The organism is Metallibacterium sp., from assembly GCF_054637675.1.
Genome location: NZ_JBTSRB010000008.1, coordinates 61,306 through 76,007, shown reverse-complemented (window position 1 = coordinate 76,007; position 14,702 = coordinate 61,306). Strand labels below are relative to the sequence as shown.

The window sequence follows — 14,702 nt, the reverse complement described above, 5'->3', positions numbered from 1 at the left end:
TAAGCTTCCATGTTTGACGAATTGATGACAGCCAACCGCGACGCCGCCCGCCCGGCGCAGGGTCAACTGCTGCGGCGCACTTCCAGACGGCTCAGCGAAAGCCGCGCCAGCAGGGTGATCAGCAGCACGAACAGCGTGATCAGCAGCGCCGCGGCGTAAGCCAGCGCATGCGCGCTGGAGAAGGGCTCGTTGATGAACGACCAGATCACGTAGGTCAGATACGCCACCGACTCGTGGGTCAGATGCCCGTTCCAGTAGTAGTTCGACCAGTTCACCGTGTAGATCAGCGGCGCGGTCTCGCCCATCGAGATGGCCATGGCCAGCAGGATGCCGGTAAGCACGCGCGGCGCGCATTCGCGCAGCAGCACGCGCAGCACCAGATTGGCCTGGCTGGCGCCCAGCGCGTAGCCGGCCTCGCGCAGCTCGCCGGATACGCCGCGCAGCGCCAGCTCGGTAGTGCGCAGGATGTAGGGCGTGATCATCATTGCCAAGGTGATGCAGCCGGCGGCCAGTGAAAAATGCCAGCCCAGCGCGGTGACCATGGTGAGATAGCCGAACAGGCCGAACACGATCGAGGGCACGCCGACCAGCACATCGGCAATGAAGCGCACCGCGCGCGCGAAATACTCGCGCCCGAATTCGCTGACGTAGATGCCGCCGAGCACCCCGATCGGCACCGCCAGCAGCAGCGCGCCGAAAGTGATCAGCGCGCTGCCCTCGATGGCATTGAGCAAGCCGCCGGCGATGCCGCTGGTCGGTGTCAGGAACAGCTGCAAATTGAGCGCCGCGAAACCGCGAACGAACACCGTGCGCAGGATATCCAGCAGGGCGAAGGCCAGCAGCACGAAGGCCAGCCCACTGGCGATCCAGCCCAGCATGCTGGACAGTGCGCGCCGCCGCTGGCGGCCACGGTCCCGGGCCGGCGTCGCGGAGGTCGTCGCGGCGCCCGCGTTCATGCGCTGAGGCTCCGCGGCACCAGCAGGCGCGCCAGAGCGTTGACCAGCAGCGACAGCAGCAGCAGCGCAAGTCCAATCTCGGCGATGCCGTATATCGCCATGTTGGTGGGGTCCTGCAGCGCGCTGTCGAGCTGCGAGACCATGAACGAGGCCATGGTCGAGATCGGGCTGTAGATGTTCTGCGGCAGGATGTTGAGTGCGTTGCCGCTGATCATCAGTACCGCCATGGTCTCGCCCAGCGCGCGCCCCAGCGCCAGCGTGCTGACGCCGATCAGCGGCAGGCGCAGGCGTGGCAGCACGATCTTGCGCACCACCTCGAAACGCGTCGCGCCCACGGCCAGACCGGCCTCGCGCAGTTCTTGCGGGGTGCTTTCAATCGCCTCGCGCAGATTGGCCGCGATCAACGGCACGCACATCAGCGCCAGCACGATGCCGGCGGTCAGCAGGCCATAGCCGCTGCCCGATGGCGGTCCGAAAAAAGGGATGAAGCCGAGCCAGCGCGCCAGGTGCGGATACACGTGCCGCGACAGGAACGGAATCAGCACCACGTAACCCCACAGGCCGAAAACCACGCTGGGTACCGAGGCCAGCAGCTCGACCAGCAGCGACGCGTAAGTACGTATGCGCGGTGGCACCGCCTCGGCCAGAAACACTGCGGCACCTACGCCCAGCGGCACTGCCAGCAGCAGCGCGATCAGCGAGCTGGCCAGGGTGCCGACGATCAGAAACAGGATCGCGAACGAAGCGCCGGGCATCACCTGTGCGCCGCGCACGGTAACCGGGTTGCCGTACTGGTTGCCCAGATTCCAGGCGTTGCGGGTGAAAAACTCGAAGCCGTTGAAGCGCAGTGCTGGCCACGAGTCATGCACCAGAAACGCCAGCAAGGCCAGCAGGATGAGCGGGATCAGCGCCGCGAAAGCGGTCACGATCACGCGAAAGAGGGCGTCGCCGGGGCGCATCGGTCGCAATTCGGGGCCACTGTCGGTAAACAGTGACCCCGAATCAGCCTCAGAGTTTCAAACTCAGTGGATCTGGTTGATCTGCTGCAGCGTCAGCGCACGCGCGGAAGCCGGCAGCGGCAGGAAGTTGACCTGCTTGAGGAACTGCAGCGAGTTGCCGCCCTCGGTGCTCACCGCCCAGCCCAGGAACTTCTTGATCTCGGCCGCGGTTTCGGCATTCGGCTGCCTGGACTTCACCATCACGTACTCGTAGTTGATGATCGGGTACGACTCGGCGCCCGGCGCGTAGATCATGCTGATGCGCTCATCCCTGGGCGTCTTCGGCACCATGGCCGCGGCGGCAGCCGGCACGGTCGTCTCGTTGATCATCACGAAGTTGCCGGCACGGTTCTGCAGCATGGCTTCACCGAGGCCGTCCTTGTCGGTCTGACCCTGGAAGCTGACGCCGATGTAGGCCACCGAATACGGCGTGCTCTGCACCGCGCTGACCATGCCCGGATTGCCGTTGGCGCCGATCGCGCCCTGCACGGCCGGCCAGTTGACCGAGGTGCCGTAGCCGACCTTCTGTTCCCAGGTCTTGTTGGTGAAGCTCAGGAACTGGCTGAACATGAAAGTGTCGCCACTGCCATCGGTGCGATGCACGGTGACGATCAGATGATGCGGCAGCGCCACGCCCGGATTGAGGTGCTGCAGCGCGGCGTCGTCCCAGTAGCGCACGCGGCCGTCGTACATCCCGGCCAGCACGGCGCCATTGAGCTTGAGGTGCACGTTGTTCAGGCCGGGCACGTTGTAGTTGATCATCTGCGAGGAAATGGCCACTGGGATGTTGAGCATCTCGGGGTTTTTCTTCATCTGCGCGTCGCTGAGATACGCATCGGAAGCGCCGAATTGCACCAAGCCCTCGATGCTCTGCGCGATGCCGGTACCGCTACCAGTCGAGGCAGTGTTGATCTGCACTTCGGGATGCGCCCTGGTATAGGCCGGCACCCACAGGTTGAACAGCGGATATAGGAGGCTGGAGCCGGTTTCGTTGAGCGTGATGGTGGCGGCGGTGGCGCTGCCGACAGCCAACAGGCCGGCGGCGGCCAACAGTACGAGGCGGGGCGCGCGGCGGCGCGCATGCTGCGAACGTTGCGTCATGGCGAAATCCAATGGGGGAAGGGTGAGGCCGCTAGGCCGCCGCCACTTTCGTGCGCCCATGTGACAGTGCGGTTGCAGGCCAAAACATGTATACAAACCGTATTCTTCGGTGTTGCGGGTGGATGCATCAAGATGCCTCAAAAAGCCCTCTCCAGGTTCATGCCAAAGGACTGGTTGCTGTTTCATCACGCTGGTTGGTGTCCTTTTGCAGGCTTTGCCAGCGGTTGACGATGGTGCAGAACAGCTCCGCTGTGCGCTCGGCGTCGTACACCGCCGAATGCGCTTGCGCCGTGTCCCACTCGATGCCGGCGGCTTGCAGCGCGCGCGCCAGCACGGTCTGGCCATAAGCGAGACCAGCCAGGCTGACGGTATCAAAACAACTGAATGGGTGGAACGGACTGCGCTTATACGCGCAGCGCGCGATGGCGGCGTTGAGAAAACCCAGGTCAAACCCCGCGTTGTGCCCGACCAGGATCGCGCGCTGGCAGCCCTGTTCGCGCACCGCCTTGCGGATCGGCGCGAATACATATTCCAGCGCATCCGCCTCGGGCCGCGCCGCGCGCAGTGGGTGATCCGGTTTGATGCCGTTGACCTCCATCGACTTCGGGTCCAGCAGCGCACCCGGGAAGGCCTCGACCTGGGTGCTGACGGTATGCACCGGCCGCAGACGCCCATCGGCGTCCATCTCCAGCAGCACGGCGGCAACTTCAAGCAAGGCGTGGCGGCGGGCCTCGAAGCCGCCGGTCTCGACATCGACGATGACCGGCAGAAAACCGCGGAAGCGCTGGGCAAACGGCGTGGGGTCAGGCATCCGTACAGCTTATCAGGCGGACCCGTGCATGCCGGTTGGACTGGGGACGGGAGCCGTCATGCGCCTGTCATGAAGGTTGTGCAAGATCGCCAACACGTAACGGAATGTTTACATCATCGCAAGTTTAGTTCACGCTAATGCGACCTTTCGTACTCCCCGACCCTTCCTCCGGAGATTCCACTCATGCGTAAACACCTGCTTGCCGTGGCCGTGGCGGCCACGCTCGGCGTGACCAGCTTTGGCGCCCACGCCGACGCGCTCAGCGACATCTTCACCCAGGGCCATATCGACGGCCAACTGCGTACCTACTATTTCAGCCGTCTTTACGACACCTCCGCAGTGCCCGATGCCAGCGCCTTTTCGGGCGCGGCGCTGATCAACATGCAGTCCGGCACGTTTGCTGGCGGCTTCAGCCTCGGCGCCTCGTTCCTGACCGCCAATTCGTTCGGCACGCAGTCCAACAACCCCGCCGAGATCGACAGCACCTTGATGGGCCTGATGGGCAGGCACGAATCGGTCAGCGCGCTGGGCCAAGCCTACGTGCAGTACCAGAACGAACTGATGCAGGTGCGTGCCGGCTACCAATACCTCAACACGCCTTGGGAGGGCCAGAGCGATTCGCGCGTGCTGCCCGCGTCCTACAACGCCGTTTCGGCCGTGTTCAAGCCGGCCAAGGGCTGGGACGTGTATGCCCTGCGCAGCTTCGAGTGGAAGAGCCGCACCTCGGGTGGCTACTACGCCGACAACCTGTACTACCCGCCCACCTACAACGGTGACGGCATGTACGGCGGCTTGGGCGGCCTGCCGGCCACGGCACACCAGTTCAACGGTACCTGGGCGCTGGGCACCAGCTATGGCGTCGAGGGTTTCAAGGGTCAGGCCTGGTACTACAACTTTCTCAACTTCGCGCGCATGGGCTACTTCGAAGGCAGCTACACCTTCAAGACCGGCACCGGCTTCGATCCGTTCGTGGGCGCGCAGTTTGTCGACGAATCCGGCAGTGGCAACAATTTTCTGGTGACCAACAGCACCGCCCTGTTCGGCGTGCCCGGCAGCAAGGTCAAGAGCAGCACCTGGGGCCTCACCGGCGGCGTGATCATCCCGCATGGTCGCATCGACCTGGGGTACAACAAGGTCGCCAGCGAGGCTGGTGCGGTCGGCGGCGGTGCGATTATTTCGCCCTATACCGCGGCCTACGCCACCGATCCGCTGTACACCACTTCGATGATTCGCGGTCTGGTGGAAATGGGTCCGGGTCACGCCTGGAAAGCCAAGGTCACCTACAACGTGCTGCCCAACCTGCAGGTCATCGCGGCCTATGCCAAGTACACGACGCTGTATCGCGGCAACAGCCACGATGTCTACTTCGATGTGATCTACAACCTCAGCGGCTATCTCAAGGGTCTGACCCTGCGCAACCGCTGGGAGCGCTCGGTGGGCGGCTGGAATCTCAACCCAGGCAACAAGCCGTTCACGTACAACCGCGTGATGATCTCGTACCAGTTCTGAGCGCGGCGCCAGGCAATACCCTCGACGGCGGGCTTTGGTCCGCCGTTTTTTCAGGCGTCATGCAGACGCGGGCACCATCGGTTTCTGCGGCCACAGACATAGATCGCGCAGCGCGCAGTGCACGCAATCAGGCTTGCGCGCCTTGCATACGTAACGGCCGTGCAGGATCAGCCAGTGATGCGCGTGCTGGCGAAACGCCGCGGGTACGCGCGCGAGCAATCCAGCCTCGACCGCGTCGACATCCTGGCCGGGTGCCAGCCCGGTGCGATTGGCGACGCGAAAAATATGCGTATCCACGGCGATGGTCGGCTCGCCGAAAGCCACGTTCAGCACCACGTTGGCGGTCTTGCGGCCGACGCCGGGCAGGGCCTGCAGCGCTTCGCGCGTGCGTGGCACCGCGCCGTCGTGTCGCTCCAGCAGCAGCCGGCTCAGCGCGATCACATTGCGCGCCTTGATACGGAACAAACCCAGGCTGCCGATGCGGCGCGCCAGTTCGGTTTCGCCCAGTGCCAGCATGGCTGCCGGCGTCGGCGCGCGCGCAAACAGCACGCGCGTGACCTTGTTGACGCCGACATCGGTGGATTGCGCGGACAGCACCACCGCCACCAGCAACTGGAAATCACTGGCGTAGAGCAGTTCGGTGCGCGGTTCTGGATCAAGCGCGGCAAGGCGCTCGAACAGCGTTTCGATGGCGGCGGGGGTCAGCGAGCGATGGCGTGCGCGCGGTGGGCTTGTGGACATCGCGCAAGATTATCAGTCACGCCCGGCGCGGCGCGGATCAATCAGAGCCCGAAGCCCAGCATGCTGCCGAGCACCAGTGCGCCGCTACCCAGCACCAGACCGATGGCGCTGGCCGCCAACACATCGCTGGGATAGTGCAGCCCGAGCACGATGCGCGAGGCCGCCACCAGCAGGGTGAAGACCAGCAGCAGCGGAGTCAGCATCGGAAACCAGGCGCAGGCGATCAGGCTGAAACTGACCGCCTGCAGCGTGTGCCCCGAGGGGAAGCTGAATTCGTCCAGCGGCGGCACGTGCGCGACGATGCCATCGACGCTGCGGAACGGCCGCGGTCGCTGCGTCCAGTGTTTGAGCAGGCGGTATAGCGTCAACGCCAGCAAGCCGGTAGCCGCCATTTCAACGGTGGCGCGCAGGCCGCGCTCGCCGCCGAAAACACTCAACACAGCCATCAGCACATACCAGAACACGCCGTCACCGAGACGGCTGACCAGGCGGAACAAGGCGCCGACAACGCGCCGCGCGCCCCAGCGGTTGGCGCGCAGGCACAGGCGCAAGCCCAGCGCCTGGCGGTGTGGCGGATCAAGCGGTCGCGGGCTGGCCATGGCGTACCTCGTGCGCGAGCGTGGCGAGCAGGGTTTCAAAGTCGGTCATGATCGATTCCGGACTGAGCGTTTCTATGCTGCTGCGCGCGGCAGCGCCAAGCTGCGCACGCAAGCTCGCCTCGTGGCCGAGCCGGAACGCGGCCTCGACGAAGGCCTCCTGCGCACCCGACGCCACGCACAAGCCGTTCACGCCATCGCGCACATGTTCGTGCGCTGCGGCGTGATCATAGGCCAGTACCGCCAGGCCGCTGGCCATGGCCTCCAGAACGACGTTGCCGAAGGTCTCGCTGAGACTGGGAAACAGAAACGCATCGGCGCTGGCGTAATGGCTCGCCAGCACCTCTCCGCGCTGCACGCCGGCAAAGATGAACTCGGGATGCGCTGCTGCCAGTGCGGCACGCTGCGGGCCTTCGCCTACCCACACATAACGCGCCTTGGGATTGCGCGCCGCGAACGCCTGGAATGCCCGCACCGCGAGCGCGAGATTTTTTTCCGGCGCCAGGCGCCCGACATAAATCGCCACGGGTGTGTGCGCATCCACACCCCATTGCGCGCGCAGCGCGGCATCGCGGCGCGCGGGGTTGAACAGACGCGTATCCACCGTGCGTCGCAGCAGGCGCACGTTGTCCAGGCCCAGCGTCTGCAACTCCGCTTGCAAGGCCCGTGTCGGCACCAGCACCGCCTGCGCGCGGCGGTGGAAATGCCGCAGCCACTTGCGCGCCAGCGGTTCCAGCGCGGCCGACACGTAGTGCGCCATGTAGTGATCGAAACGGGTGTGAAAGCCGGTGGCGACGGCAATGCTCAGCGCACGCGCGGCGCGCACCGCGGAATCGCCCAGCGGACCTTCGGTCGCCACATACACCGCATCGGGGCGCGCGTGGCGCCAGCGCGCGCGCAGCTTGCCGGCCGCGGGAAGACCCAGGCGCAGGCCGGGATAGCGCGGCAGCGCCATGCCGGGCAACAGCACCGAGGTGGCGCGCGCCGTTGCCGGGATTTCTCCGGGTTGGCGCGGGCGCAGCACTTCGACGCCGTGGCCACGCGCCGCGAGGCCTTCGGCCAGCGCCTGCACGGTCAGCGCGACGCCGTTGATTTCCGGCGGATAGGTCTCGGTGACAATGGCGATGCGCATGGCCCGACCCTCGCTGATTCTTTGCAGCTTCCACCACGCGCGTGGCGCCTGTTTGAACGTCTCATGACTGAATGATGACCATGAACCGAAATTGAGATGCGCGTGAGTACACCGCGATTTTTCAGCGCCGGATCGGTGTGCGCTGCCACGCGCCCAGCCAACGAGGTTCCCGGTCAGCCTGACTCTGGACTTATCTCAAGACTCAGTCAAAATAACGCCATGAGCGCTCGCCTGCAGTCCCGCACCCATGCTGCACCCGAACTCGCGTGCGTGGCCACGCTGAGCATCGGCAAGGTCGCGCGCAGCAGCGGCGTGGCCATCGACACCATTCGCTTCTACGAGCGCGAAGGCCTGCTACCCGAGCCGTTGCGTCGTGCTTCCGGTTACCGCACCTACGACACCAGCGCGGTGCAGCGTCTGCGCTTCATCCGCCGCGCCAAGAATCTGGGCTTTTCGCTGGATGAAATCCGCGAGTTGCTGGCGCTGTCGCAAGATCGCGAGCATGGCGTCGAGGCGGTCAAGCAGCGCGCCAGCGCGCGACTGGCCGATCTGGATCGGCGCGTGCGCGAGCTCAATCGCATTCGCCGCGGCTTGCGCGAGCTGGTCGATGCCTGCCCCGGCCACGGCGCGCCCGAGCAGTGCCCGATTCTGCGCGCGCTGGGCGATGCTCACGACATCGGCGAAGTCTGAGCGCGCCATGCGCGGGTATCGCAGCACCTGGAGTCAGCCATGAATCATCGCATCGAGTTCAGCCACAACGGCGGCGCGGACGTTCTGCGCTGGGTCGAGTGCCCCGCGCCCGCGCCCGGCCCGGGCGAGCTGCTGATTCGCCAGCGCGCCATTGGCCTGAATTTCGTCGATACCTATGTGCGCAGCGGCCTGTACCCGGTCGCCGCGCTGCCCGCGTGCCTGGGCAGCGAAGCCGCCGGTACCGTGCAGGCGCTCGGCGCGGGCGTGGAGGGGTTCGCCGTGGGCGATCGCGTGGCCTATGCCGATGGGCCGCCGGGCGCCTACGCCGAACTGCGCACGCTGCCCGCGCGCCATGCGTTGCGGTTGCCGGATGCCATCGACTTCGAAACCGCCGCCGCGCTGCTGCTGAAAGGCCTCACCGTGCAATATCTGCTGCAGCGGACCTATCGGCCACAGCGCGATGAAATCGTTCTCTGGTACGCGGCGGCGGGTGGCGTCGGTCTGCTCGCCTGCCAGTGGGCGCAAGTGCTGGGCGTGCGTCTGATCGGCGTGGTCGGCAGCGACGCCAAGGCCGCGCAGGCGCGCGCCGCGGGCGCATGGGCCACCGTGGTGTGGCCACGCGAGAATCTTCCGGCGCGCGTGCGCGAGTTGAGCCAAGGCGCCATGGTCAAGGTCGTGTACGACTCGGTCGGGCGCGACAGCTTCGAGACCTCGCTCGATTGCCTCGCGCCGTTCGGGCTGCTGGTGAGTTTCGGCAATGCCTCGGGGCCGGTCACCGGGGTTGATCTGGGCATCCTCGCGCGCAAAGGATCGTTGTATGTGACGCGGCCCACGCTGCACACGCACGTGGCCACGCGCGCGGGTCTGGAGCAGGGCGCCGCGGCACTGTTCGCGCAGATCGCCAGCGGCGCGCTGCGCGTGCATATCGGTCAACGCTGGCCCTTGGCCGAAGCCGCCGCGGCGCATCGCGCGCTGGAAGCACGTCAGACCACCGGTGCATCCTTGCTGCTGCCCTGATCGGTGGCGCGCGCGGCTTTGCGCTGCTGCGCGGCCAGCGCCCAGGCCACATGCTCGCGCACCAGGGCGTTCTCGTGCTGCGCGCGCGTGTCCAGCGCAGCGCGCGCCTCGGCTGAAGCCGGCGCGCTGCCCAGCGCCACGGCGAGGTTGCGCAGCCAGCCCGTGTAACCGGCGCGGCGCAGCGCCATGCCTTCGGTGCGCGCGCTCCAGGTGGTTTCGTCCCACGCGAAGAGCGCGCACAGCAGCGCGGCATCGAGTCCGTGGCGCGGGGCGAAATCGGGCAGCGTGCTGACGCGCGCGTAACGATTCCATGGGCACACCAGTTGGCAGTCGTCGCAACCGAACACGCGGTTGCCCAGCAGCGGGCGCAGTTCTTCCGGGATCGCGCCCTTGTGCTCGATGGTGAGGTAGGCGATGCAGCGCCGCGCATCCAGACGCCGCGGCGCCACGATCGCGCGCGTCGGGCAGATATCGATGCAGCGCGTGCAACTGCCGCAGTGCGCGGCGGGCTCGGCATCCAGCGGCAGCGGCAGATCGGTGAACAGCTCGCCGAGAAAAAAATACGAGCCGACGTCGCGCGACAGCAGCAGCGTGTGCTTGCCGATCCAGCCGAGACCGGCGTTGCGCGCCAGCGCTTTCTCCAGCACCGGCGCCGAATCGGCGAAGGCGCGATAGCCAAACGGGCCGATGCGCGCGGCGATGCGTTCGGCCAGTTTTTGCAGGCGCTTGCGCATCAGGCCGTGATAGTCGCGGCCCAGCGCGTAACGCGCGATGTACGCGCGCTCACCGTCGCCCAGTACCTGCCAGGCGTCGGCGGCCTGCGCCGGCCAGTAATCCATGCGCACCGAGATCACCCGCAGCGTGCCCGGCTGCAGCGCGGCGGGATTGCCGCGCAGCGCGGCATGGCGCGGCATGTAATCCATGCCGCCGTGCTGACCCTGCGCCAGCCAGTCGGCCAGATGCGCGGCGTCCTCGGGCAAGTCGATACCGGCCACGCCCAGCGCGGCGAAGCCGAATTCCCGCGCCCAGCCGACGATTTCGGCGCGCAGCGCGACGTAGTCCGGCACGGCGGCTGCGGTGGAGGCGGCGAGGGTTTGGGGCGCGGCCGGTGCGGGGCTCATAATCCAACGATGCAACAGACCGAGTACGAGCACGCACTGTACCGCGCCGATCAGGTGCGCGAGATCGAGCGCGCGGCCATCGCCGCCGGCATCGGCGAAACGCAACTGATGCAGCGCGCGGCCGCGGCGGCGTGGGCCTTGCTGCAGCGGCGCTGGCCCGAAGCGCAGCGCGTGTGCGTGCTGGCCGGGCAGGGCAACAACGGCGGCGACGGCCTGTGGCTGGCGGCGTTGGCGCGGCAGGCGGGCAGGGCCGTCAACGTGTGCGAACTGCCGGCGAAGCGCGGCGTGGCGGCCGCCCATGCACGGCAATTGGCGCTGGATGCGGGTGCGCAGTTGCAGGCCGCGGCGCGCGCTTTGCCGCCGGCTGATGTTTACGTCGATGCGCTGTTCGGCATCGGTCTCAATCGCGCGCCGGAGGGCCGCGCCGCGCAGTGGATCGAAGCATTGAATCGGCGCACGACGCCGGTGCTGGCATTGGACTTGCCCTCGGGTCTGCTGGCCGACACCGGCGCCGCGCCTGGCGTCGCCGTGCGCGCCAGCGCCACGCTGAGCTTCGTGGCATGGAAGCGCGGTCTGTTTACCGGCCATGCACGCGCGCTGTGCGGCGAACTGGCGCTGGATACGCTGGGCATCGATGTGTCCGCCGCGCCCGCGCCCGATGCGCGCTGGCTGGCGCCGGCGCCATTGCCGCCGCGCGCGCGCGATGCGCACAAGGGTCGCTGCGGCCACGTGCTGGTGATCGGCGGCGAGCAGGGTTTCGCCGGCGCCGCGCGCTTGGCCGGCGAGGCCGCGCTGCGCTGCGGCGCCGGGCTGGTGAGCGTGGCCACGCGCGCCGCGCACGCGGGCGTGCTCGCCGCACAGCGACCGGAGCTGATGGTGCACGCTGTCGAGACCGTCGCCGAACTCGATGCGCTGGCCGCGCGCGCCAGCGTGCTGGCCGTCGGTCCTGGGCTGGGACAGGGCGACTGGGCGCGCGCGTTGCTGGCGCGTGCGCTGGAACTGGGCAAGCCCGCGCTGTGGGATGCCGATGCGCTCAATTGGCTGGCGGCGCGGCCGCGCATGTTGCCGGCTGGCGCCGTGGTCACCCCGCACCCAGGCGAGGCCGCGCGTTTGCTGGCGTGCAGCGTGGAAGCCATCGAGCGTGATCGTTTCGCCGCTGCGCGCGCGCTGGCGGCGCGCTACGGCGCGGTCGCCGTGCTCAAGGGCGCCGGCACGCTGCTGGCCGCGCCCGATGCACGCGTCGAGGTGTGCACGGAAGGCAATCCCGGCATGGCCAGCGGCGGCATGGGCGATGTGCTCAGCGGCGTGATCGCCGCGCTGATGGCGCAAGGCTTGCCGGCGTGGGAGGCCGCGCGACTCGGCGTCGCGCTGCATGCGCGCGCCGGCGATCTGGCCGCGCGCGCGGGTGAGCGCGGTCTGCTGGCCAGCGACCTGTTCGTGCCGCTGCGCGCGCTGCTCAATGGCACCGCCTGAGATGGAGTCACTGCAGATTTCCCTGCCCGATGCCGAGGCCACGCAGGCCCTGGCGCAGCGCATGGCGCCGCTGCTGGTCGGTGGCGCGGTGATCTGGCTGCAGGGCGAGCTGGGCGCCGGCAAAAGCACCTTCGCGCGCGCGCTGCTGCAAGCCTTGGGCGTAGGCGAGCGCATCAAAAGCCCCACGTACAGCCTGATTGAAAACTATGCGCTGCGTGCCGGCAACAGCGCCTGGCATCTGGATTTGTACCGCATCGCCGCGGCCGAGGAGCTGGATTACCTCGGGCTCGAAGCGCTGCGCGAACCAGGCGCGCTGGTACTGGTGGAATGGTCCGAGCATGGCGCGCGCGCGTTGCCGCCGGCCGATCTGCATCTGCATTTGAGCCACGTTGGCGAAGCGCGCGCGGCGCTGCTGTCGGCGCGCAGCGCACGCGCGCATGCCTGGTTGCAGGCGCTGGCGCGCATCACAAAAACCCGAAGATGATCAGCGCCCAGATCATGCGCGACACCACCACCATCAACAGAATATCGGGATACATCGACGCCTCGGTGAAATGACGCAGCAGCCAGAACCGTGCCGCGATCGACAGCAGCCAGCCCCGGAGGCCCGGCAGCAGCCCCACCAGCGCCGCGCCCGGCATGGCCATGCCGATCTGGAAAAACATGGCGTGCAGCGCTGTCACCTCGGCCGCCAGCCACATCGACACGGTGCTGATCGCCACATCGGGTACGTACAACAACAGCGCGGATTCGAGCGGCGGTGTGTGCGTCGACATCCTGTCTTCCCCAATCCGCATTCCCTTGCAGCCCGCCACTGGCGCCGGCCACGCTGGAGCCGAGGTAATACGCGAACAGATCCAGCGCCGCGGCCCGCGCCTTGGCCGCGCCGGCGCGTCGCCCCATCCAATTGCTGACGATCGAGTGGCCGCGCTGATGCCGTAGTGCGCACTGAACGCGGGCATCAGCGGCTGCACGCAGTACAGCAATCCAAACGTGGACAGCCCGGCCGCGAACATGGCCGCGCCCGGTGCAGCGGGAGCCATGCGCGAAGTGAGATAGCGACACCCTGCGGACCTGACCCGTCGCCACGGTCGCGGCAGGCCGATCCGGGCTGGATTGCGCAGCACGCCAAGGCCCCGCCTACATCATTTCATGCGAATTCTGACGACTTTCGTACAGGTATCGGATTAAAAAGGGAAATTGCTTGCAAAGCCCTGCGGCTTGCAGTTGAATCTGGCGCATGCTCGGCAAATGCGCACTGATCACGGGAATCCTGCTGGCGGCGCTGGTCGCGGCGCCGGCCCATGCCGCGCCCGCGTCGCCACAGACCGAAATCCGCGCCTTGCGGCTTTCCGCGCCCGCCGGACGCGCGCGCGCGGTGTTGTTGCTCGATCACAGCGCCGACTACAAGCTGTTCCAGCTCGGCAACCCCGACCGCGTGGTGCTGGATGTGCACGACAGCCGCCTCGCCGGCAATTTCGCGGCACCCGCGGGCGTGGGGCTGGTCAAGGACGTGCGCACCGGCGCGCGCCCGGACGATGGCGTGCGCGTGGTGTTCGACATGGATACCGGGGTGCGTCCGAAAAGTTTCCTGCTGCCGCCCACGCCCGATTCCCCCGGCTACCGGTTGGTACTGGAAATGACCCCCGACAGCGCGGTGCGCGCGGTGCAGGCGCCGGAGCTGGCCAGCCTGCCGAATGGCGGGCGCAAGGTCGTGGTGGTGATCGATCCCGGTCACGGCGGCAAGGATACCGGCGCCATCGGCTACGACGGCATCGAGGAGAAAAACATCACCCTCGCCGTGGGCAAGGATCTGGCCCGGCTGATCAACGCGCAGCGCGGCATGAAGGCCGTGCTCACGCGCACCGGCGATTACTACGTCACCCTCGACCAGCGCCGCGAGATCGCGCGCAACGCCAACGCCGACATGTTCATCTCGATCCACGCCAATGCCTGCCCGGACGATTGCGACACCCGCGGCGGCTCGGTGTGGATTCTCTCGACCAAGGGCGCCAGCAGCACCGCCGCCAAGTTGCTGGCGCAGAGCGAGAACGACTCGTTCAAACTGGTCGGCGGCGTCAATCTGCACGACCAGCAGTCCTCGCTGGCCTCGGTGCTGCTCAGCCTGTCGCAGGGCGTGACCATGGACGCTAGTCGCCGCGCCGCCAGCGATGTCTTGCAATCGATCGGGCGCATCGAGCCGCTGTACAAGGATCGCGTCGAGCACGCCAACTTCGTGGTGCTGCGCGCGCCCGATGTGCCCTCGATGCTGATCGAGACCGCCTTCGTCACCGACAGGCAGGACGCGCTGCGCCTGATCAACCCGCGGTTCCAGGAAAAGCTGGCGCACTCGATTCTCAGCGGCGTCAAGAGCTATTTCATGAACACGCCGCCGCCCGGAACCTGGTTCGCCTACCAGGCCGCCAAGCGCATGCGCACCGCCGACGCCGCGCGGCAGCAGGCACCCTGGCATGGCCCCGGCGCGCGCGCGCTGGACATCCTCGACGGCACCGCGAAGAACTGAGCGGCGCAGCCGTTATGCTTGGCGCTCGCCGCG

15 protein-coding genes are annotated in these 14,702 nt (G+C 67.3%); 6 read left to right on the top strand and 9 right to left on the bottom strand.

The window, feature by feature from the left end; translation table 11 throughout:
• Positions 1-62: 62 nt before the first annotated feature.
• The 4 genes from pstA to rnt all read right to left on the bottom strand — a co-directional run bounded on the left by pstA (position 63) and on the right by rnt (position 3,866).
• On the bottom strand, positions 63-956 hold the full coding sequence (gene pstA, locus ACYDAT_RS04680; protein ID WP_461439711.1) for a phosphate ABC transporter permease PstA: 894 nt from the start codon (positions 954-956) through the stop codon (positions 63-65).
• A complete protein-coding gene (gene pstC / locus ACYDAT_RS04675; protein WP_461439712.1) occupies positions 953-1,915 on the bottom strand; it encodes a phosphate ABC transporter permease subunit PstC in 963 nt (320 codons plus the stop codon). Before pstC ends, pstA begins: the two co-directional genes overlap by 4 nt.
• 63 nt (positions 1,916-1,978) lie before the next feature.
• Positions 1,979-3,055: a phosphate ABC transporter substrate-binding protein PstS gene (gene pstS / locus ACYDAT_RS04670; RefSeq protein WP_461439713.1), complete on the bottom strand. Its 1,077-nt coding sequence runs from the start codon at positions 3,053-3,055 to the stop codon at positions 1,979-1,981.
• Between the two features lie 157 nt (positions 3,056-3,212).
• Entirely contained in the window at positions 3,213-3,866 is a 654-nt protein-coding gene (gene rnt / locus ACYDAT_RS04665) for a ribonuclease T (protein ID WP_461441244.1), read from the bottom strand.
• A gap of 183 nt (positions 3,867-4,049) precedes the next feature.
• Between rnt and ACYDAT_RS04660 the strand changes: the two genes are divergently transcribed.
• On the top strand, positions 4,050-5,375 hold the full coding sequence (locus ACYDAT_RS04660) for a hypothetical protein (RefSeq protein WP_461448675.1): 1,326 nt from the start codon (positions 4,050-4,052) through the stop codon (positions 5,373-5,375).
• Positions 5,376-5,432: 57 nt separating this feature from the next.
• On the opposite strand, the gene nth is transcribed toward ACYDAT_RS04660, so the two are convergent.
• Genes nth through ACYDAT_RS04645 form a run of 3 tightly spaced genes read right to left on the bottom strand, consistent with a single transcriptional unit; the run spans position 5,433 to position 7,844 of the window.
• Entirely contained in the window at positions 5,433-6,116 is a 684-nt protein-coding gene (nth, locus tag ACYDAT_RS04655) for an endonuclease III (RefSeq protein ID WP_461448673.1), read from the bottom strand.
• A gap of 41 nt (positions 6,117-6,157) precedes the next feature.
• Positions 6,158-6,715: a phosphatase PAP2 family protein gene (locus ACYDAT_RS04650; protein WP_461448671.1), complete on the bottom strand. Its 558-nt coding sequence runs from the start codon at positions 6,713-6,715 to the stop codon at positions 6,158-6,160.
• Positions 6,693-7,844 carry a glycosyltransferase family 4 protein gene (locus ACYDAT_RS04645; RefSeq protein WP_461448669.1) on the bottom strand — a complete coding sequence of 384 codons (1,152 nt, stop codon included), beginning with the start codon at positions 7,842-7,844 and terminating at the stop codon, positions 6,693-6,695. The genes ACYDAT_RS04650 and ACYDAT_RS04645 overlap by 23 nt, the downstream gene beginning before the upstream one ends.
• 219 nt (positions 7,845-8,063) lie before the next feature.
• Here ACYDAT_RS04645 and ACYDAT_RS04640 point away from each other — a divergent pair, with 219 nt between their 5' ends.
• A complete protein-coding gene (locus ACYDAT_RS04640) occupies positions 8,064-8,534 on the top strand; it encodes a MerR family transcriptional regulator (protein WP_461441996.1) in 471 nt (156 codons plus the stop codon).
• Between the two features lie 39 nt (positions 8,535-8,573).
• Positions 8,574-9,551 carry a quinone oxidoreductase family protein gene (locus ACYDAT_RS04635; protein WP_461448667.1) on the top strand — a complete coding sequence of 326 codons (978 nt, stop codon included), beginning with the start codon at positions 8,574-8,576 and terminating at the stop codon, positions 9,549-9,551.
• Here ACYDAT_RS04635 and queG read toward each other — a convergent pair.
• Positions 9,518-10,672, bottom strand: a complete 1,155-nt coding sequence (gene queG / locus ACYDAT_RS04630; protein ID WP_461448665.1) for a tRNA epoxyqueuosine(34) reductase QueG — start codon at positions 10,670-10,672, stop codon at positions 9,518-9,520. The genes ACYDAT_RS04635 and queG overlap by 34 nt on opposite strands.
• Before the next feature lie 9 nt (positions 10,673-10,681).
• On the opposite strand from queG, the gene ACYDAT_RS04625 reads away from it, so the two are divergent.
• Complete coding sequence (locus ACYDAT_RS04625) at positions 10,682-12,145, top strand: NAD(P)H-hydrate dehydratase (RefSeq protein ID WP_461448663.1); 1,464 nt, start codon at positions 10,682-10,684, stop codon at positions 12,143-12,145.
• 1 nt (position 12,146) lies between these two features.
• The gene (gene tsaE / locus ACYDAT_RS04620) at positions 12,147-12,629 is read left to right on the top strand and encodes a tRNA (adenosine(37)-N6)-threonylcarbamoyltransferase complex ATPase subunit type 1 TsaE (protein ID WP_461448697.1); all 483 of its coding nucleotides are present in this window, start codon (positions 12,147-12,149) and stop codon (positions 12,627-12,629) included.
• Here tsaE and ACYDAT_RS04615 read toward each other — a convergent pair.
• Positions 12,610-12,921, bottom strand: coding sequence for a hypothetical protein (locus tag ACYDAT_RS04615; RefSeq protein ID WP_461448699.1), 312 nt, complete (start codon positions 12,919-12,921; stop codon positions 12,610-12,612). The genes tsaE and ACYDAT_RS04615 overlap by 20 nt on opposite strands.
• Before the next feature lie 464 nt (positions 12,922-13,385).
• On the opposite strand from ACYDAT_RS04615, the gene ACYDAT_RS04610 reads away from it, so the two are divergent.
• On the top strand, positions 13,386-14,669 hold the full coding sequence (locus tag ACYDAT_RS04610; RefSeq protein WP_461440085.1) for an N-acetylmuramoyl-L-alanine amidase: 1,284 nt from the start codon (positions 13,386-13,388) through the stop codon (positions 14,667-14,669).
• Positions 14,670-14,702: the final 33 nt, after the last annotated feature.

Coding starts and splice junctions, on each gene's coding strand:
- ACYDAT_RS04610 (WP_461440085.1), top strand. CDS start 13,386: ATGCTCGGCAAATGCGCACTGATCACGGGAATCCTGCTGGCGGCGCTG.
- pstS (WP_461439713.1), bottom strand. CDS start 3,055: ATGACGCAACGTTCGCAGCATGCGCGCCGCCGCGCGCCCCGCCTCGTA.
- nth (WP_461448673.1), bottom strand. CDS start 6,116: ATGTCCACAAGCCCACCGCGCGCACGCCATCGCTCGCTGACCCCCGCC.
- ACYDAT_RS04650 (WP_461448671.1), bottom strand. CDS start 6,715: ATGGCCAGCCCGCGACCGCTTGATCCGCCACACCGCCAGGCGCTGGGC.
- ACYDAT_RS04640 (WP_461441996.1), top strand. CDS start 8,064: ATGAGCGCTCGCCTGCAGTCCCGCACCCATGCTGCACCCGAACTCGCG.
- ACYDAT_RS04625 (WP_461448663.1), top strand. CDS start 10,682: ATGCAACAGACCGAGTACGAGCACGCACTGTACCGCGCCGATCAGGTG.
- pstA (WP_461439711.1), bottom strand. CDS start 956: ATGAACGCGGGCGCCGCGACGACCTCCGCGACGCCGGCCCGGGACCGT.
- ACYDAT_RS04660 (WP_461448675.1), top strand. CDS start 4,050: ATGCGTAAACACCTGCTTGCCGTGGCCGTGGCGGCCACGCTCGGCGTG.
- queG (WP_461448665.1), bottom strand. CDS start 10,672: ATGAGCCCCGCACCGGCCGCGCCCCAAACCCTCGCCGCCTCCACCGCA.
- pstC (WP_461439712.1), bottom strand. CDS start 1,915: ATGCGCCCCGGCGACGCCCTCTTTCGCGTGATCGTGACCGCTTTCGCG.
- ACYDAT_RS04645 (WP_461448669.1), bottom strand. CDS start 7,844: ATGCGCATCGCCATTGTCACCGAGACCTATCCGCCGGAAATCAACGGC.
- ACYDAT_RS04615 (WP_461448699.1), bottom strand. CDS start 12,921: ATGTCGACGCACACACCGCCGCTCGAATCCGCGCTGTTGTTGTACGTA.
- rnt (WP_461441244.1), bottom strand. CDS start 3,866: ATGCCTGACCCCACGCCGTTTGCCCAGCGCTTCCGCGGTTTTCTGCCG.
- tsaE (WP_461448697.1), top strand. CDS start 12,147: ATGGAGTCACTGCAGATTTCCCTGCCCGATGCCGAGGCCACGCAGGCC.
- ACYDAT_RS04635 (WP_461448667.1), top strand. CDS start 8,574: ATGAATCATCGCATCGAGTTCAGCCACAACGGCGGCGCGGACGTTCTG.